18 protein-coding genes are annotated in these 18738 nt (G+C 61.2%); 9 read left to right on the plus strand and 9 right to left on the minus strand.

Translation table 11 applies throughout. The features are described 5' to 3' along the window. Positions 1-117: 117 nt before the first annotated feature. The 4 genes from SB772_RS30035 (at position 118) to SB772_RS30050 (ending at position 4548) form a co-directional block, all read left to right on the plus strand. Positions 118-1365 (plus strand): ABC transporter substrate-binding protein, encoded by a 1248-nt coding sequence (locus tag SB772_RS30035; protein WP_410836780.1) that lies wholly within the window; start codon positions 118-120, stop codon positions 1363-1365. Between the two features lie 178 nt (positions 1366-1543). Next, a complete protein-coding gene (locus SB772_RS30040; protein WP_410836781.1) occupies positions 1544-2485 on the plus strand; it encodes a carbohydrate ABC transporter permease in 942 nt (313 codons plus the stop codon). Further along, entirely contained in the window at positions 2475-3332 is an 858-nt protein-coding gene (locus SB772_RS30045; protein WP_410836782.1) for a carbohydrate ABC transporter permease, read from the plus strand. Before SB772_RS30040 ends, SB772_RS30045 begins: the two co-directional genes overlap by 11 nt. A gap of 100 nt (positions 3333-3432) precedes the next feature. Then, entirely contained in the window at positions 3433-4548 is a 1116-nt protein-coding gene (locus SB772_RS30050; protein ID WP_410836783.1) for an ABC transporter ATP-binding protein, read from the plus strand. Positions 4549-4629: 81 nt separating this feature from the next. On the opposite strand, the gene SB772_RS30055 is transcribed toward SB772_RS30050, so the two are convergent. The 5 genes from SB772_RS30055 to trxB form a co-directional block, all read right to left on the minus strand. Next, positions 4630-5547, minus strand: coding sequence for a LysR family transcriptional regulator (locus SB772_RS30055; RefSeq protein ID WP_410836784.1), 918 nt, complete (start codon positions 5545-5547; stop codon positions 4630-4632). 151 nt (positions 5548-5698) lie between these two features. After that, the gene (locus SB772_RS30060) at positions 5699-6358 is read right to left on the minus strand and encodes a glutathione S-transferase family protein (protein WP_410836809.1); all 660 of its coding nucleotides are present in this window, start codon (positions 6356-6358) and stop codon (positions 5699-5701) included. A gap of 232 nt (positions 6359-6590) precedes the next feature. Continuing rightward, positions 6591-7211 carry a trimeric intracellular cation channel family protein gene (locus tag SB772_RS30065; RefSeq protein ID WP_410836810.1) on the minus strand — a complete coding sequence of 207 codons (621 nt, stop codon included), beginning with the start codon at positions 7209-7211 and terminating at the stop codon, positions 6591-6593. A gap of 13 nt (positions 7212-7224) precedes the next feature. Next, complete coding sequence (locus SB772_RS30070; RefSeq protein ID WP_410836785.1) at positions 7225-7983, minus strand: Smr/MutS family protein; 759 nt, start codon at positions 7981-7983, stop codon at positions 7225-7227. Positions 7984-8205: 222 nt separating this feature from the next. Continuing rightward, positions 8206-9204, minus strand: a complete 999-nt coding sequence (gene trxB, locus SB772_RS30075) for a thioredoxin-disulfide reductase (RefSeq protein WP_410836786.1) — start codon at positions 9202-9204, stop codon at positions 8206-8208. A gap of 343 nt (positions 9205-9547) precedes the next feature. Between trxB and SB772_RS30080 the strand changes: the two genes are divergently transcribed. The 3 genes from SB772_RS30080 to speB all read left to right on the plus strand — a co-directional run bounded on the left by SB772_RS30080 (position 9548) and on the right by speB (position 13862). After that, complete coding sequence (locus SB772_RS30080) at positions 9548-11863, plus strand: DNA translocase FtsK (RefSeq protein WP_410836787.1); 2316 nt, start codon at positions 9548-9550, stop codon at positions 11861-11863. 178 nt (positions 11864-12041) lie between these two features. Then, positions 12042-12785: an outer membrane lipoprotein chaperone LolA gene (gene lolA, locus SB772_RS30085; RefSeq protein ID WP_410836788.1), complete on the plus strand. Its 744-nt coding sequence runs from the start codon at positions 12042-12044 to the stop codon at positions 12783-12785. 87 nt (positions 12786-12872) lie between these two features. Then, a complete protein-coding gene (gene speB / locus SB772_RS30090) occupies positions 12873-13862 on the plus strand; it encodes an agmatinase (protein ID WP_410836789.1) in 990 nt (329 codons plus the stop codon). Positions 13863-14422: 560 nt separating this feature from the next. Here the strand turns inward: speB and SB772_RS30095 are convergent. After that, a complete protein-coding gene (locus SB772_RS30095) occupies positions 14423-14593 on the minus strand; it encodes a cold-shock protein (protein WP_410836790.1) in 171 nt (56 codons plus the stop codon). A 461-nt stretch (positions 14594-15054) separates the two neighbouring features. Between SB772_RS30095 and phoU the strand changes: the two genes are divergently transcribed. Continuing rightward, positions 15055-15762: a phosphate signaling complex protein PhoU gene (phoU, locus tag SB772_RS30100; protein WP_410836791.1), complete on the plus strand. Its 708-nt coding sequence runs from the start codon at positions 15055-15057 to the stop codon at positions 15760-15762. Between the two features lie 549 nt (positions 15763-16311). Continuing rightward, on the plus strand, positions 16312-16893 hold the full coding sequence (gene phaP / locus SB772_RS30105; RefSeq protein WP_410836792.1) for a TIGR01841 family phasin: 582 nt from the start codon (positions 16312-16314) through the stop codon (positions 16891-16893). A 263-nt stretch (positions 16894-17156) separates the two neighbouring features. Here phaP and SB772_RS30110 read toward each other — a convergent pair whose 3' ends face one another. From SB772_RS30110 to SB772_RS30120, 3 genes are all read right to left on the minus strand, one after another. After that, on the minus strand, positions 17157-17360 hold the full coding sequence (locus tag SB772_RS30110) for a cold-shock protein (RefSeq protein WP_410836793.1): 204 nt from the start codon (positions 17358-17360) through the stop codon (positions 17157-17159). Between the two features lie 187 nt (positions 17361-17547). Then, entirely contained in the window at positions 17548-17787 is a 240-nt protein-coding gene (locus SB772_RS30115; RefSeq protein WP_410836794.1) for a DUF2442 domain-containing protein, read from the minus strand. A 244-nt stretch (positions 17788-18031) separates the two neighbouring features. After that, entirely contained in the window at positions 18032-18661 is a 630-nt protein-coding gene (locus SB772_RS30120) for a lysophospholipid acyltransferase family protein (protein ID WP_410836811.1), read from the minus strand. Positions 18662-18738: the final 77 nt, after the last annotated feature.

The raw sequence follows: 18738 nt of genomic DNA on the forward strand, positions 1-18738 counted from the left end.
GCATGTGCCCGACCGTGCTCGATCGCCCAGTGTTTTGCCTGTTTGAACCAACCACAGCACCCTGGCGACATCAGGGGCCATTTGTTTTTTTGTTCAGGTGTCTGGAGGAGATAAGCAATGAAAATTCGCGCGATCATGGGCGCTTTGTGCGCCGCGGGTCTGATGTGTGGCGTGTCGGCCGTGCAGGCCGCCGAGTCGGTCGAAGTGTTGCACTGGTGGACTTCGGGCGGCGAATCGAAAGCCGTCGGCGTCCTCAAGGACGACATGACGAAGCAGGGTTACACGTGGAAGGACTTCGCGGTTGCTGGCGGCGCAGGTGCGGCTGCCATGACGGCACTCAAGACGCAGGTGATCTCTGGCAACGCGCCGAGCGCTGCGCAGATCAAGGGTCCGCTGATCCAGGACTGGGCTTCGCAAGGCGTGCTGGTGCCGATCGACGCGGTTGCTGGCGACTGGAAGAAGAACCTGCCGCCGGAAATCGACAAGATCATGCACGCGGACGGTCACTACGTCGGCGCACCGTTCTCGGTGCACCGCGTGAACTGGCTGTACATCAACAAGGCGGCGCTCGACAAGGCAGGCGGCAAGGCGCCGACCACGTGGCCTGAATTCTTCGCCGTGGCCGACAAGATGAAGGCGGCCGGCATTCAGCCGATCGCGATGGGCGGTCAGCCGTGGCAAGACCTGACGCTGTGGGAAGACGTGGTGCTGTCGCAAGGCTCCGACTTCTACAAGAAGGCGCTGGTCGACCTCGACGAAAAGACGCTGACGTCGGACAAGATGGTCGGCGTGTTCGACACGGTCCGCAAGATCCAGGGTTACTTCGACGCGGGCCGCACCGGCCGTGACTGGAACCTGGCAACGGCGATGGTCATCAACGGCAAGGCCGGCATGCAGTTCATGGGCGACTGGGCCAAGGGCGAGTTCGCCAACGCCAGCAAGACGGCGGGCTCGGACTACATCTGCGCCGCTGTGCCGGGCACGGAAAAGTCATACACGTTCAACGTCGACTCGTTCGTGTTCTTCCAGCAGAAGGGCCAGAAGACAGCAACGCCGGGTCAGCTCGCGATGGCCAAGACGATCATGTCGCCGGACTTCCAGGAACAGTTCAGCCTGAACAAGGGTTCGATCCCGGTCCGTCTGGGCGTGTCGATGGCCAAGTTCGACGACTGCGCGAAGAAGTCGTACGCGGATGAACAAGTGGCGATCAAGTCGGGCGGCTACGTGCCTTCGCTGGCACACGGCATGGCTCAGCCGGATGCAGCAGCCGGCGCGATCTCGGACGTGGTCACGAAGTTCATGAACTCTCAGCAAGATTCGAAGAGCGCGGTTGCAGCGCTCGCGAAGGCAGCGAAAACCAAGTAAGCGAAGTCAACGAAGCGGTGCGCCCGGTCGTTCCCTTGGCGGACACCGGGCGCGTCCTTCGAGCCGCATGTTGGAGCGGCTCCGCCCCTGGTTTCATAGAGTCACACCAATGCCGTTGCGGCCTCGCGTTTTCCTGGCGTGAGCGCCCCGGCGGTACAGTTTCAGCAGGAGTCGAGTAGTGACTGCTTCTATCAGCGGAAACGGGAAAAATACGGCCTCCGTGACCCGCCGCGCGTCGCCGATGGCGGCGCTTGCCGATCGCTGGATTCCGAAGCTGGTGCTCGCACCCAGCGTCGTGATCAGCCTGATCTTCGTGTACGGCTTCATCGCCATTACCGGCTATCTGTCGTTGTCCAGTTCGCGGCTGATGCCGCGCTATGAATTTGTCGGTCTCGATCGTTATCGCGAGCTGTTCGATAATGACGTGTTCTGGACCTCGGCCGCGAACCTCGGCTGGTTCGGCATTCCGTTCATTGGTATCTGTATCGGCCTGGGTCTGTTCCTCGCCATCCTGCTCGATCAGCAGATCCGCAATGAAGGCGCGTTGCGCGCCGTGTTCCTGTACCCGATGGCGCTGTCGTTCATCGTGACGGGTACTGCATGGCAATGGATCATGACGCCGAGCATCGGCCTCGAAAAAGTGTTCCACGACTGGGGCTGGACTAGCTTCTCGTTCAGCTGGCTCGGCGACCCGGACAAGGCAATTTTCTGCGTCGTGGTCGCGGCCGTGTGGCAATCCACCGGCTTCGTGATGGCGTTGTTCCTGGCTGGCCTGCGCGGCGTCGATGCTGAAATCTTCAAGGCAGCGCAGATGGACGGCGCGAGTCTGCCCACGATCTACCGCAAGATCGTGATTCCGAGCATGCGCCCGGTGTTCTTCTCCGTGCTGCTGATTCTCTGCCACATCACGATCAAGACCTTCGACCTGGTCGTCGCATTGACCGCCGGCGGTCCGGGTACGTCTTCATCGCTGCCGGCCATTTTCATGTACACGTTTTCGTTCAACCGCGGGCAGCTGGGCGTCGGCGCGGCATCGTCGATGATGATGCTCGCTACCGTTGTGGCCGTGCTTGTGCCGCTGATGTATCTGGAATCGAGGAGCACCCGCAATGCAGCCTAAGATGACGATCAGCCGTGCCGTCATTTATGCGGCCCTGGTTCTGTTTGCCCTGTATTTCCTGTTTCCGCTGTACGTGATGCTGTCCACGTCGTTCAAGGACATCGACCAGTTGCGCACCGGCAACCTGCTGACGCCGCCTTCGCACTGGACCGTCGATCCGTGGATCAAGGCGTGGAGCGGTGCCTGTACGGGCGTGCGCTGCGACGGCATGCAGCCGTTCTTCATGAACTCGGTGCGGATGGTGATTCCGGCCGTGCTGATCTCATCGATCGTCGGCGCGTTCAACGGTTATGTGCTCACGCACTGGCGTTTCCGCGGCGCCGATCCGATCTTCACGATGCTGCTGGTCGGCTGCTTCATTCCGTTCCAGGCGATCCTGCTGCCGATGGCGCGCTTCGAAGGCTTCCTCGGCCTGTCGAATTCGATAACCGGTCTGGTGGTGGTGCACGTGATCTACGGTATCGCTTTCACCACGATGTTCTTCCGCAATTTCTACGTGAGCGTTCCGGCTGAACTCGTGAAGGCCGCGCGGATCGACGGCGCCGGTTTCTTCACGATCTTCACGAAGATTCTGCTGCCGGTGTCGCTGCCGATTTTCATGGTGTGCCTGATCTGGCAATTCACGCAGATCTGGAATGACTTCCTGTTCGGGATTGTGTTCTCCGGCTTCGATTCGATGCCGATCACGGTGGCGCTGAACAACCTCGTGAACACTTCGACCGGCGTGAAGGAATACAACGTGGACATGGCCGGCGCGATCATCGCCGCCTTGCCGACCTTGCTCGTCTACATCGTCGCCGGACGCTATTTCGTGCGCGGCCTGACGGCGGGCGCGGTCAAGGGCTAAGGGCTAAACCATCCGGGCGCGGCGGCCTTCTTTTAAAGAAACGCCGCTGTCACCCGACAAGACGTTTTCAAGCAGTACCAGAGACAAGAGGATTCACAGCATGGCAAGCCTTTCCATCCGTGACGTGTACAAGACTTACCCGAATGGGGTGCCGGTTCTGAAGGGTGTCAACATCGACATCGAAGACGGCCAGTTCCTGATTCTCGTCGGCGGCTCGGGCTGCGGGAAATCGACGCTGCTCAACATGATCGCCGGCCTCGAAACCGTGACCAAGGGCGAGATCCAGATCGACGGCAAGACGGTCAACAACCTGTCGCCGAAAGATCGCGACATCGCGATGGTGTTCCAGTCATACGCGCTGTATCCGTCGATGACGGTGCGCGAGAACATCTCGTTCGGGCTGAACATCCGCAAGGTGCCGAAGAGCGAACAGACGCAGATCGTCGATCGCGTGTCGAACACGCTGCAGATCACGCATCTGCTGGACCGCAAGCCGGGTCAGCTGTCCGGCGGCCAGCGTCAGCGCGTGGCGATGGGCCGTGCATTGGCGCGCGATCCGGTGATGTTCCTGTTCGACGAACCGCTGTCGAACCTGGACGCGAAACTGCGCATCGAAATGCGTTCGGAAATCAAGCTGCTGCATCAACGCCTCGGCACGACGATCGTCTACGTGACACACGATCAGATCGAAGCGATGACGCTCGGCGACCGGATTGCGGTGATGAAAGACGGCATCGTCCAGCAGTTCGGCGCGCCGCAGGAAATCTACGACTCGCCGTCGAATCTGTTCGTGGCCGGCTTCATCGGCGCGCCGCCGATGAACTTCATTCAGGGCAAGCTGGTGGAGCAGGGTTCAGGCGTCGGCATCGAACTGGATACGGGCGTGGCGCGCAATGTATTGAACCTGCCGTTCGATTCCGCGAAAGTGAAGTCGTACCTTGGGCGCGAAGTGGTCCTTGGCTTGCGGCCGGAGCGGATCACGGACGCGCGCGGCGCGCACGGTGACCATGCGAAGTTGCAGCCGATTGGAGTGAAGGTCGATGTGATCGAGCCGACCGGGCCGGACACCCTGGTGTTCGCGCAGGTCAACGGCAAGCGCATTGTGAGCCGCGTGCACCCGGCCTCGAATCCGCAGGCGCTGACGGATACGACGTTGTTGTTCGATGCGTCGAAGGCGGTGTTGTTCGATCCTGCCAACGAAGAGCGGCTTGCCTGACGGCAACTGATAGCCAGGCGGTCCGGTTTGGAAAAGCCCCATGCGTCGTGAGACGTATGGGGCTTTTTCTTGGGTTGGCTATTACTCGTCGGCGGCGCGCAGGTCCGGATTGTTACGCGCCAGTTCGGTCACCCAATCGATGAACACGCGCAGCCGCGAACTCAGATTGCGGCGATGCGCGTAGAGCACCGAGAGCGGTGTGGCCGGACTCGCGTACGCGGTGAGTATCTCCCGCAAAGCGCCTTGTTCGAGCAGGTCGGCGACCATGAAGCGCGACGGCTGGATGATGCCGTGTCCGAGCGCTCCCGCGCACATGTAGACCGTACCGTCGTTCACGGCCAGCACACTTTTCATCGTGACCTTGACGAGTTCGCCGTCGACTTGATACTCGAACGGGAAGGTCTTGCCGCTGCGCGCGGAAATGTAGTTGACCGCGCGATGTTCGCTGAGCTCTTCCAACGTGGTCGGCGTACCGTATTTGTCCAGATAGGCGGGCGACGCGCAGGTCACAATCCGCGCGTTGCCGATGCGCCGCGCGACGAGGCTGGACTCTTCCGGCGTACCCATCCGGATCACGCAGTCCACGCCGTCCTGAATCAAGTCGATATTACGATCGGCTAGCCCGAGCCGCACGTCGATCTCCGGATATTGTCGGTAGAAATCGTCGAGCGCGGGAAGCAGCAGCACGCGGGCGAGCGTGCCGGACGTATCGACGCGGATCGTGCCGGCCGGATGTTCGCGTTTGTTCGAAAGCGAAGATTCGGCGTCGGTGACCTCGGCGAGGATGCGCACGCATCGCTCGTAGAACAGCGCGCCGTCTTCGGTGACGCTGACCTGCCGCGTCGAACGGTTCAGCAGTCGCACGCCGACGTGTTCTTCCAGTGCCTGAATGGTGCGGCTGACTTTGGCGCGGGGCAGGTCGAGCGATTCGGATACTTTGGTGAAGCTGTTCGCTTCGACCACACGCGTAAATATCTCCATCGCTTCGAAACGGTCCATATAGGTGCCTTGTTGGTGATTGGCGGAAGGTGGGTCTCGAAGTGAAGTGTATAGGTTGGAAATATTTTTGGCGCAATGAGTGTGGCCGGTGCGCAAGCGGGGCTGCCCGCGGGTTTGCCTTGTCGTTGGCCCGGTCGTGGCGCCGGCGCGGTCAATCCCGGTCGGGCGCGCCCAGCGGGAATAGCGGGCGATATGGGCGCGCTTCGTCGACGGCGCGCGCAAATGACGGCCGCGCCAGCAGTCGTTGCCGGTAGGCGAGCACGTGCGGGAACGCTGGGCCGATTCGATGCGTCCAGTCGGCATAAAACAGGAACGGGGCAGCACCGCAGTCGGCGAGACTGAACCTGTCGCCGGCCGCCCATTCGCGCTCTGCCATGACTTTGTCGAGCCAGCCGTAGGCGGTGTCGAGCATCGCGCGTGCATCGGCGACGCCGCGCGGATCACGCTCTGCCTCGGGCCGCAGACTGTCGGCGACGATCTTTTGCTGCGGCGTCGAGATGTAGTTGTCGAAGAAGCGATCCATGCTGCGGACCTCCAGCGCGGCGCGGGCGTCGGCCGGCAAGAGCGGCACAGGCCCGGGATGGTGCAAGCCGAGGTACTCGATGATGATGCTCGCCTCCATCACCGTACGGCTGCCGTCCACCAGAACGGGAAAGCGCTTGATCGGCCAGAGCGCGGCGAATTCTGCCATGACCTCGGGGTCGGTGTGCGACAACAGGCACAATTCGAACGGTGTGCCGTTTTCGTAGAGCGCGGTCAGGACCTTCTGGCAGTACGAGGAGAAAGGGTGGGCATAAAGTTTCAGGGGCATCGTGGTCACCTATGGTTTGCTTAAGGCGCTATGGCGCGACGACGGCTCGGGACCGTTTACCTGACGACGAATGACGGCGACGAAAATCGACAGCGGCGCAGAAGACAAAACAGACGAACGACAACTCGCAATACCTGACGGCGCTGTTCGGCGGCGCGAAGAGCATAGGGCGCTGGCCACCAATAAGTAAGACGGATCGACGGCGCGTCGCCCCTTCCCGAGCGGCGCGCGTCTAATGCGGCAAGCGAATGTCGAACCTGAATGTCACCAGTCTTGCGAGCAGAATAAAGGCCGTCGCGATCAACACGCTATAAACCGTATCGACGTTCGCGTAATCCAGTAGCACGTACAGCCAGCAGCCCACGAACGCGCACGTCGCGTACGGCCGTGAGTCGCGCAGAATCAGCGGCACTTCGTTGCAGAGCACATCGCGGATCACGCCGCCGAATACGCCGGTCAGCACACCCATCATCACGGACATGAACCACGGCATCTGCGCATCGTGCGCGATCGACGTGCCTGAGATGCTGAACAACCCGAGCCCGATAGCGTCGGCAACGAGCAACACACGTTCAGACAGCAGCCGCGAGGTCATCCTCAACAGCATCGGCGCAAACAGCGACATCACAAAAATCGCGATCAGATAGGCCTGATGCTCGACCCAATAAAAAGGCCGCCGCTCCAGCAGCACATCGCGCAACGTCCCGCCACCGAAGGCCGTGGCGATCGCCACCAGAAAAGTCCCCACCGCATCGAGCCGGCGGGTTCTTGCTTCGATAAAACCGGAAATCGCGTACGCAAAAAGGGCCAGCGCCTCCATGATGGTCAGCGCTAGCGTCAGCCTCGGATGGATCACCGGGGCTCCGTCAGGACCTGGCGTGAGCCGGCGTTGCGCCAGGCTGCAACAGCACGACCACCGCGCCTGCGCCGCCGTCGTGAGGGCGCGCCTGACAGAACGCGATCACCTCGGCTTTCTGCACGAGCCACGCCCGCACTTTGCCCTTCAGCACAGGCTCTTTACCGATCGACCCCAGGCCCTTGCCGTGAATCACGCGCAAACAGCGCAAGCCGCGCTTCACCGATTCGCGGATGAACACGGCCAGCGCCTCGCGCGCTTCGTCGCGCCGCATGCCATGCAGATCGATTTGCGCCTGCACGATCCAATCGCCGCGCCGCAGTTTTCGCACGACTTCCTGACTCACGCCGGGCCGGCAATAAGACAGCGTCTCGTCGGTTTCGAGCAGCACCTCGGGATCGAACTCATCGGAGATCGCTTCGTGCAGTACGGCTTCTTCATCGAGTCTGGTTTGAACCGGCATCGGCGACGGCGGATTGCGCGGCAGGGTCGCGCGCAGCGGCGCGACTAACGGCGCCACTGCGCCGATCTCGCGGCGAAACAGATCGGCATCCGCCGACGCTTCGCGTTGCGCCGCCGCGGCTGCCGCGCGTTCGCGCTCGCGCCGTTGCGTATCGCCCTTCAACGCGTCGCGCAGCGCGCCGAGCCCGGCGAGACCCGCGGCCGGGTCGAGCTTCGGTTTGACCGTGGGCGCAACCGCCTCGGGGGCGGGCTTGGCAACGGCACGCGGGCGCTTCGGTTCGCTCGGATGAGGCTGATTCTTCGGCATATCGGTAATACACGCAGAAAAAGGAGATCGATCGCGCGACGCCGCACCGGCGGCGAACCGCGTCGCGGTGCATCGCGCAGTGCATCGTTCAGGCAGCAAGACACAAAAGGATGTAAAAAAGGCCGCTGGCTTGTCAGCCGCGGCCTTCGATATAGCAAGCGGCCGGGCCACGCCCAACCGCCATTTTACCGTCGCGCTTGTGGTTGCAGACGAGGTTGCGGATCAGCGCTCGGCTTCCGCGCTCATCACGTGCTCGCCAATCTCGTCGATGGTTTCCAGGTAGCGTTGGGCGTCGAGCGCGGCCATACAGCCGGTGCCCGCGCTGGTAATCGCCTGACGATAGACGTGATCCTGCACGTCGCCCGCGGCAAACACGCCCGGCACGCTGGTGGCCGTTGCAAAGCCGTTCAGACCGCCCTTGGTGATGATGTAGCCGTTCTTCATCTCCAGCTGGCCGGCGAAAATATCCGTGTTCGGCTTGTGGCCGATCGCGACGAACAGGCCCTGCAACGCGATGTCCGTGGTTTCGCCGGTTTGCGTGTGCTTGATGCGCAGGCCGGTCACGCCGGATTGATCGCCGGTCACTTCGTCGAGCGTGTGGTTCCACTTGATTTCGACGACGCCTTCTTTTTCCTTCGCCAGCAGACGGTCGATCAGGATCGGCTCGGCGCGGAACTTGTCGCGGCGATGGATCACGGTCACCTTTTTGGCGATGCCGGAAAGATAGAGGGCTTCCTCGACCGCGGTATTGCCGCCGCCGATCACGGCCACATGTTGTTGCTTGTAGAAGAAGCCGTCGCAGGTGGCGCAGGCCGACACGCCTTTGCCCATGAACGCTTCTTCGGACGGCAAGCCGAGATACTGCGCCGATGCGCCGGTCGAGATGATCAGCGAGTCGCAAGTGTATTCGCCCGAATCGCCGATCAGGCGGATCGGCTTCTCATCCAGCTTGGCCGTATGGATATGATCGAAGATGATTTTGGTGTTGAAGCGCTCGGCATGCTCCAGAAAGCGCGTCATCAATTCCGGGCCTTGCACGCCGTTGGCGTCGGCCGGCCAGTTTTCGACGTCGGTCGTGGTCATCAGCTGGCCGCCTTGGGCCAGACCCGTGATGAGCACCGGCGCAAGGTTGGCGCGTGCCGCGTAGACCGCAGCCGTATAGCCGGCCGGACCGGAACCGAGAATCAGAACCTTGGCGTGTTTCGTGGAAGTTGCGGGCATGATCGAAATCCTTATACGGCGCCCGGCTCGCCCATGCGAGGCCGCGCGACTTGAACTGAGACTTTAGATGGGTATCAGAGCGGCATTATAAAGGCCGGCACGCCGGCCTGCTCTATGAAGCTTTCTGATCGCCGCGATAGCCTTGGGGCATCCTTCAGGCACACCCGACACACACCGGGACGGTCTTCGCCAGGCTAATCGGCCAAGTTACCGTCATTTACAGCCTTGCATCGGGCACTGCGTTTACAATAGGCCGGATCGAAGGACCCGGCAGCCGGGACCGGGTCGAAGCCGCGCCGGGCGCCGCTCCGGCCGGGAATTGGCCCCACACGCAACAGGATCAATGGCAAAAGCTCCCTATTCCGCGAGCGCGCAGGCGTTGCCGCACCGCATGTCGCGCCTTTTCACCGAAATCCGCTGGATCTTGCAGGTGGCGCTCGGCGTGTTCCTGCTGATGGCGCTCGTCAGCTACAGCCGGCGCGACCCGAGCTGGACGCACGCGGCGCAGGTCGATCACATCGCCAACTGGGCGGGCCGCGTCGGCGCGTGGACCTCGGACATCCTGCTGCTGCTGTTCGGGCTGTCCGCCTATTGGTGGATCGTGCTGCTCGGCCGTCACATCTCCGCCAACTACCGCCGTATCACCCGCAACGAGGACCTTCAGGAAGACGCGTCGCGCGACGCCGGCTGGCTCGCGGACGCGTTCGCGTTCGCGCTGGTGTTGCTCGCCTGCGACGGCATCGAAGCGCTGCGCATGTGGTCGCTGAAAGTGCAGTTGCCGCGCGCGCCGGGCGGCGTGATCGGCGAGGCGGTGGCGCGCGGGGTGTCGCATGCGCTGGGCTTCACGGGCGGCACCTTGGCGCTGCTGATCGTGCTGGGCATCGGTTTGTCGCTGTATTTCCGTTTTTCGTGGCTGTCGGTGTCGGAAAAGGTCGGCGAATCGATCATTTCGGCGCTCACGTTCGCCAAGCTGCGCCGCGAAGCGGGCCGCGACCGTAAATTGGGCGAAGCCGCCGCGGTCAAGCGTGAAGGCAAGGTCGAAAAGGGCCGCGTGCGGATCGAGGAACACGAGCCGGTCATGATCGTGCCGCCGGTCGTCACGCCGGCCAAGTCGGAGCGCGTCGAGAAAGAACGGCAGGTGCCGCTGTTCACGGACCTGCCGGGCGATTCCACCTTGCCGCCGATCTCGCTGCTCGACGCGGCGCCGGCCGCTCAGGAAACCATTTCCGCCGACACGCTCGAATTCACGTCGCGGCTGATCGAGAAAAAGCTCAAGGACTTCGGCGTCGAAGTGAGCGTGGTCGCCGCGTATCCGGGTCCGGTCGTCACGCGCTATGAAATCGAACCGGCCACGGGCGTAAAGGGCAGCCAGATCGTCGGGCTGGCGAAGGACCTGGCGCGCTCGCTGTCGCTGGTATCGATTCGCGTGGTCGAGACGATTCCGGGCAAGAATTTCATGGCTTTGGAGTTGCCGAACCAGCGCCGTCAGACCGTGAGTCTCTCGGAGATTCTCGGCTCGGCTGTGTATGCGGATGCCGCTTCGCCGCTGACCATGGGTCTCGGCAAGGACATCGGCGGCAAACCGGTGTGCGCTGACCTCGCGAAGATGCCGCACTTGCTGGTGGCCGGTACGACCGGCTCGGGCAAGTCGGTGGGTATCAACGCAATGATCCTGTCGCTGCTTTACAAGGCGAGCGCCGACCAGGTCCGCATGATCCTGATCGATCCGAAGATGCTCGAAATGAGCGTCTACGAGGGCATTCCGCATCTGCTGTGTCCGGTGGTCACGGACATGCGCCAGGCCGGTCACGCGCTGAACTGGGCGGTGGCCGAAATGGAGCGCCGCTACAAGCTGATGAGCAAGTTGGGCGTGCGCAACCTCGCCGGTTACAACAACAAGATCGACGAAGCCGCCAAGCGTGATGAAAAGCTGCCGAATCCGTTCAGCCTGACGCCGGACGATCCGGAACCGTTGACGCGCCTGCCGAACATCGTGGTCGTGATCGACGAACTCGCCGACCTGATGATGGTGGTCGGCAAGAAGGTCGAAGAGCTGATCGCGCGGATCGCGCAGAAGGCGCGCGCGGCCGGCATCCATTTGATTCTGGCGACGCAGCGTCCGTCGGTCGACGTGATCACTGGCCTGATCAAGGCCAACGTGCCGACGCGGATGGCCTTCCAGGTGTCGTCGAAGATCGACTCGCGCACGATTCTCGACCAGCAAGGCGCGGAATCGCTGCTCGGCATGGGCGACATGCTGTATCTGCCGCCGGGTAGCGGCTTGCCGGTGCGCGTGCACGGCGCATTCGTGTCGGACGAGGAAGTGCACCGCGTCGTCGATAAGCTCAAGGAACAGGGCGAACCGAACTATATCGAGGGCATCCTCGAAGGCGGTGTGACGGGCGAGGGCGATGAAGGCTCGGCCGGCGCCGGAGGAACCGCCTCAGGCGACGGCGAGTCGGACCCCTTATATGACCAGGCGGTCGATGTGGTGCTGAAGAACCGCCGCGCGTCGATCTCGCTGGTGCAGCGGCATCTGCGCATCGGCTATAACCGCGCCGCGCGTTTGCTAGAGCAGATGGAGAACTCGGGCGTGGTGTCGGCGATGTCGTCGAACGGCAACCGCGAGATTCTTGCGCCGGCGCGCGAAGCAGAATAAAGCCGGGGGGAATGAACCCAGGCGGAATAAGCCTCGTTTAAGGCGCGTTGCTTAAGCTTGTTGTTCAAGCGCTCGTGCTTCGGGCTCGCCGTCATGGCCGCCGCCGGCCATCGGTTCATCGGCCGCCGGATGGCCGGCCCCCGGCGCGCCAAAGAATTCAATTCAGGGAGAAAACCATATGCAGCAACGCGTGCAGAAAACCGCGCGACAAAGCGCTCATTCCAGCCGCTTCGGCCAACTCGCCCGTACGATCGTACGTAGCGTCGGCAGCGTGGCGATCGGCGCGTCGATGCTGGTGGCGTCGCAGGCATTCGCGAGCGGCACCGAGCAACTGAAGGCGTTCGTCGCGCAAGTCCACTCGGCCCGCGGTACCTTCGTGCAGCAGGAAGTGCGCGCGCCGAGCAAGGCGCAGCAGGGCGCAAGCGGTGCGAGCGGTGTGCTGTCGACGGGTGGCGGCAAAAGCGGTACCTCGAGCGGCACGTTCACGTTCGCGCGTCCGGGCAAGTTCATCTGGGCGTATGAGAAGCCATATGCGCAACTGCTGCAAGCAGACGGCGACAAGCTCTATGTGTACGATAAGGACCTGAATCAGGTGACGGTGCGCAGCCTCGGCGGCGCGCTCGGCGCGAGTCCGGCGGCGATCCTGTTCGGCAGCAACGATCTGGAGAAGAACTTCACGCTGCGCGATGCGGGCGTGAAGGCCGGCATCGATTGGCTCGAACTGACGCCGAAGGCGAAAGACACGCAGTTTCAGCGCGTCGGCATCGGCTTTAAGGACGGCAATCTCGAGGCGATGGAGCTGCACGACGTGTTCGGCAACGTGACGCTGCTGACGTTCTCGAACATTCAAAAGAACCCGCCGCTGCCGGCTGACGTATTCAAGTTCGTGGTGCCGAAGGGCGCGGATGTGATCAACGGATAAGCCGCACATCTCACCACGCTAATGGTGCGTTTCCCATCGGCCGGTTGCACGTATTTTCTGATTGCCCCTTTTCATTGCCGAGCCACGATGAATACTTCTTCCTTCATTTCACCCGAAGCCGGTGAACGGCCGCAGCCGCTGTCCGGCAACGCGATGCCCCGCTGCGGCGGCATCGCGACGATGATGCGGCTGCCGAACGTCGGATCGGCCGAAGGGTTCGACGCCTGTTTCGTCGGCGTGCCGTTCGATCTCGGCACCTCGAACCGCACCGGTGCGCGTTTTGGACCGCGCCAGATTCGCAGCGAATCGGTGCTGCTGCGCCCGTACAACATGGCGACCCGTGCCGCGCCGTTCGATTCGCTGCGCGTGGCCGATCTCGGCGACGTCGCGATCAATCCGTACAACCTGCACGATTCGATCAAGCGCATCGAAACGGCGTACGACGAAATCCTCCAGCACGGCTGCAAGCCGATCACGCTGGGCGGCGACCATACGATCGCGCTGCCGATCCTGCGCGCGATTCATCGCAAGCACGGCAAGGTCGGTCTGATTCACGTCGACGCGCACGCCGACGTCAACGACACGATGATGGGCGAGAAGATCGCGCACGGCACGCCGTTTCGCCGCGCGGTCGAAGAAGGTCTGCTGGATTGCAACCGCGTCGTGCAGATCGGTCTGCGCGGCACCGGCTACGCCGCGGAAGATTTCGACTGGTGCCGCGATCAGGGCTTCGAGGTGGTGCAGGCCGAGGCGTGCTGGAACCAGTCGCTCGTGCCGTTGATGGCACGCGTGCGCGAACGGATGGGCGACGCTCCTGTGTACATCACGTTCGATATCGACGGTATCGATCCGGCTTTCGCGCCGGGCACGGGCACGCCGGAAATCGCGGGCTTGACGGTGCCGCAGGCGCTGGAAATCATTCGCGGCTCGCATGGGCTGAACATCGTCGGCTGCGACCTGGTCGAGGTGGCGCCGCCGTACGATCCGTTCGGCACGACTGCGCTGCTCGGTGCGAACCTCGCGTTCGAATTGTTGTGCGTCTTGCCGGGTGTCGAGTATCGGGCGTCGACGCGTTGAACTGACGCGCCTCGCGATCCGTGAACGGAAAAGGCCTGCTATGTCTGGGGGTAAAACTCATACTATCGCGACGCGAATGAATGTGGGGCGGTGCCCTTCGCATGTTAGATGTAATATTTCTATATAACATTTCTCTACCCCTTTAGCGTTGGAGAACGGGGTTTTTCATGTCGAAGCCGGAATTCTTTTCTAGAGCTAGGCATTCCTGCTAACGCTCATTGCTGGTCATGGCTAACTTCCGCGCCGCGACCTTCTGCTTGCGCTCACACGGACGCCGACGGTCGGAACTGCTAGAGCGCATCTAAAACCTTGGTGATAGCGGTAGCGAACCCACCCGCAATTTGCTGGCCTATAGGGAAGCAAAGCGTGCGATTTTGCTTCCTTAAAGTGAAGCAAAATCGACTTTCCTTGGCACGCCTCTGACCCAGAGTTGTGATGAAAAAGTACCTTCGTGAGCGAGATGATGACGCTTCATCTGCCTACAACGAAACCCAATACGCACTGCGCCATGTCGTTGGCGCAGGCATGCTGCTAACTCCGGAACCGGAGAATGGTTGTTTTCAATGCGCGCCGGCGAAACGACTCGCATCTGACTGAATTTCCTGCAATGACTTGAAGCCGCTGCTCTGGATTTCGGAAAAGTGCGCGAACAGGTCTTCGCCACCATCATTCGGTGTGGTGAAACCAAAACCCTTTGCGTCATTGGACCATTTCACTGTACCCGTTGCCATTTGCCTGACTCTCTTTAAAGACCGATGTGTTTGTGTACCGGACGGTGGTCCGCCGCACGTACAGTCATTTTTTTAACAGAGGAGAATGCTCTGAACAGTTGGCGTTTGCGAGAGACAGCGCGGACACTAAACCGCAACACTTGACGATTTGGTTTGCAGGCAAGGTTGAATGGCATCGGCGGTGGCATCCCCGAAAATCACATTGCGTCGCAGTTCAGCGCTTTAGGTGCGAATGAATATTTGCACTGCTAACGCCCTTGCCCACGCAGAATGGCGGAATTTCACGGCGCCGGCGACTTTTGTGTTGGTGAGTGCGTTTTCGCTGGCACAGGATAATACTGTATATACTGTTTATGTTACCGCCCGCCAGCACTGCAGCACGCGTTTTCGTAGCAACGTTGAGCGGGACCTCGCGGCTAACCGCGCCTGCTGTTACTGAACACGTCGCGTGAGGAGCGCCCATGCCGGACAAGCATCTTTCCACTCAGTTTGACGTTGACCTCAACCTGCTCTCGACGCGACTGCTCGAGACGGGCGGACTGGTCGAGTCGCAAGTTGAGCGCGTGCTCGGATTGATGAACACGTATGATTCCGCCCTGGTCTTGCAGGTTCTCGACGGCGAAAAGCGGCTCAACGCAATGGAGCTTGAACTCGACGAGGAGATTTGCAATGTCATTGCCCGTCGACAACCTGCTGCGCGTGACCTGCGACTTCTGATGGCTGCCTCGAAGTGCGTTACCAACCTCGAACGGGCAGGTGATGAGGCGCGCAAGGTTGCGAAACGGCTTCGCCGAATTCATGAGAGCGGCGAGACGGGGACCATCAATACGACGGAGCTAAGAAGATCCGGCGAGCTGGCCTTGATGATTCTGCGCAGGGCTCTCGATGCCTTCGCGCGGATGGATGCCGTGGCGGCCGCGCAGATTGTCCGCGACGACGAAGCAGTCGATAACTCGTTCCGTGCGTTCGGGCGCAGGCTGGTCATGCAGATGACGGAAGCTCCCCGGACAATTCCGGTTGGCCTGGAATACATGGTCATCGCGAAGGCCATTGAGCGTATCGGGGACCACGCTACCAATATCGCTGAGTTCGTTGTTTATGTGGTCAAGGGCCGGGATGTACGCCATGTACCCCTTGACCGGCTTGACGAGGAAGTCCTGGCCAGCTGACGCAAAGCGGAGGTCGAAGCGAACGCTGCCGTTGACGACAGGAGAATTCCCCCTGGTTGACGGTATGCACCCGAAAGGCTACGGTTGGCGCGGCGCAAAAAGCTGCAACAGAAAAAGTACGCGGATGCCTGGTGGCATTAGCTGCCACGCATCGTTGCATTGCAAGGACCAGAGTCGACAACCCACAGTTCTGACACGGAGGCACACAGATGATTGCACAGGTCCCTGAACAGTTCATTGCGGCACAGAAAGCAGGTGTGGACGCGCTCTTTGGCTTCCTGAACGCCGCCTATCCGGGCATTGAAAAGCTGGTCCTGTAATGGAATCTTCGTCGTCTGGCAGTTCCTGCACCTGTCGACGCCCGCAAAGCACCCTTACGCAGCCCAGCGCGGAGGATGTTGTACGGGCAATCGCGGCTGAGACCCATACGCCTGCGGAGCCAGTGTCGAAAATGAAGCCGACACAGGAGCTTCGATACGACGCGCTTCATCAGTTGGTCACCGTTGCCGAACATGCTGGGCATTGGGCATCCATTTTCAGGAGGTGAACATGGCTGATTTTCAAGGACAAGCTGCCGCAGCCCAGCGAGCTAATCTTGACTTCTTCTTCGGCCTGGCCGGCAGCATGCTGGAGGGCGAGGAAAAGCTCGTGAGACTGAATCTCGATACGGCGAAAACGACGCTTGCCGATTGGTACCAACGCGCGCAAGACGGGCTGGCAAAACAGGACAGACAGGAAGTTACCGGACTGCAAGACACGCTGGCGCTGCCCTCGGCCGAGAAGGTTCTGACGTACGAACGTCAGGTTGCCGAGATTGCGACGACCACGCAAACGCAGCTGGCAGAGGTCGTCAATGCGCGGTACCAGGCGGTGAGCCGCCAGGTTCAATCGTTCGTCGAAAATCTCGCGCAAAACACCCCGGTCGGCTCCGAAGCCGCAATCGCTTTTCTGAAGCCGGCTATCACGCTGGCCAGCACGGCTCAGGAAAGCGTGCAAAAGGCAACGAAGCAGGCAGTCGAAGTCGCGCAAAGTAACCTGGACGCCGCGACGAAAGCCGCATCGGAGGTGACCGAAGCGGCCGACCGGGCAGTCGAGAAAGCGGCAAAAGCGGCGAAGGCAGCAAAGCAATAATCTGAAGGAACGTTGAACCCGACGTCGTCGCACGGCGCGGCGACCTAACGCGCCTGGCCACACTCCGATGTGTCCGCTCGGACAAGCTCGACTCTTCTGTGCGCTGGTCGTTCATTCCGGCGCACGTCATGTCCACCACGTCTGTTACCCGCTTCACGTCCGGGACCAGCGCGCCCGGGGAGGCCGTGTCACGTCACATAGCGGAAAAAGAATGGTCCGTCCCGGCGGACCATTCTTTGCGCGACAGCAAGTGCGATGAGATGTCAGATTGGTTGAATGTTGGCCGCCTGTTTACCCTTTGGTCCCTGCTTGACCTCGAAGCTCACCTTTTGCCCCTCCTGAAGAGACTTGAAGCCCTCTGCCTTCACTTCCGAAAAATGCGCGAACAGGTCTTCGCCGCCACCGTCCGGCGTGATGAAGCCAAAGCCCTTCGCATCGTTAAACCACTTCACAGTACCGGTTGCCATAATTGCGTCCAAAGTTTGAAATGAGCCACGTCGTAGATGCATTGAATGTCTTCGGATAATGGAGCGTCACGGTCCACTGCCATTCGCGATTTCGTCACCGCTGCGAGGCTGCTGCCGGCAAAAGGGACCTCGCGATATGTAAGGCAACGCTGCACCGCAGAACCATGCAACGTTCAACAGCGGGACGCTAGCGAGCCGCGCTCTCGGGCCGATATGAAAGCAACGCTGGAACGTTCACGTCCTCATCTATTTCGGGCCAGAATATCTGCTCATGGTCCAGAGAGATGGCAAAGTGTTCGCGCTCGGCTGCCGTCGCTGCTTGCAGCACCGGAAACCAGTCCAGTGGAAATTGAATAGCCGGACCGTCGGACATGTCGAGAAACAGGTGCACGTTGTCGAAATGCACATCCACCGCAGCGCGGTTCATGGTCGCCTCCTTAAATGAGCACCTTAAAGATAGGTCGCAGCAGAGCGGCGTTCAAGAAAGAAGGCCCGCGCCAGCGTTGGGAAGTGATGTTCCTATTCACCTGCAATGCGATATAGTCCGTGGCAGTCGCTGGCTAGCTGTATGTGCGCCGAAAAACCATTTGACCGCGCGAAATCGACGCCGGTGACCCGCCCCTTTCCGACCTGACAACGGCATATGGGGAAGCCACCTCGCGCGGAGGCCATCAGAGCCTCAGCAACTCTGCTTTCATCCAGTCGTGGACTGCCCGGCTCAACTCCTGTTGTGAGGTGTCTCGGGGTGAAAATGCGGGACCGACGACAACCCGGATATGCCCCACCCCGTCAGGCCACCCCTTCGCGGGCCAGACTTTTCCAGCGTTATGGACGACAGGGACGACCGGAGCGCCGGTCGCGCATGCCAGACGAATACCACCCGAGGTCAGTCTCAACGGCGCACCGTGCTGCACCCGTGTGCCTTCCGGGAATATGACTACGACGTCGCCCTTTGCCAGCCGCTCGGCACATTCCTGTGTCACTGCCAGATGCGCCTGGCGCGGCGAGCCACGATTCAGGCTGACCATGTCAAGCCCGCGCAGCACCCATCCGAAAAACGGAATACGCAGGAGATCTTCCTTGAATACAAAGCTGATGCGTCGTGGAAACAGTGCGAGGAATGCCAGCGTCTCCCACGTGGATTCATGACGGCACAAGATTATTGAAGGCCCTGCCGGAAGCTGCTCAAGCCCCTCCACCGAGCATGTGACGCCGGGTAGCCAGCGCATCGCGGCAACCATCGCACGACACCACTGCGCCGCAAGCCAGTAGCGACCGGACCTTCCGACGAAAGAAGCCAGTTTTTTTGCAAAAACCGCACACGGACCATGAACCGGGCTTCGGCTATTGTTAGGCCACGCGTGGTGGTTCCTGGCAG

Origin of the sequence: Paraburkholderia sp. SIMBA_030, assembly GCF_046535245.1 — a bacterium.
In the GTDB taxonomy this organism is placed as follows: domain Bacteria; phylum Pseudomonadota; class Gammaproteobacteria; order Burkholderiales; family Burkholderiaceae; genus Paraburkholderia.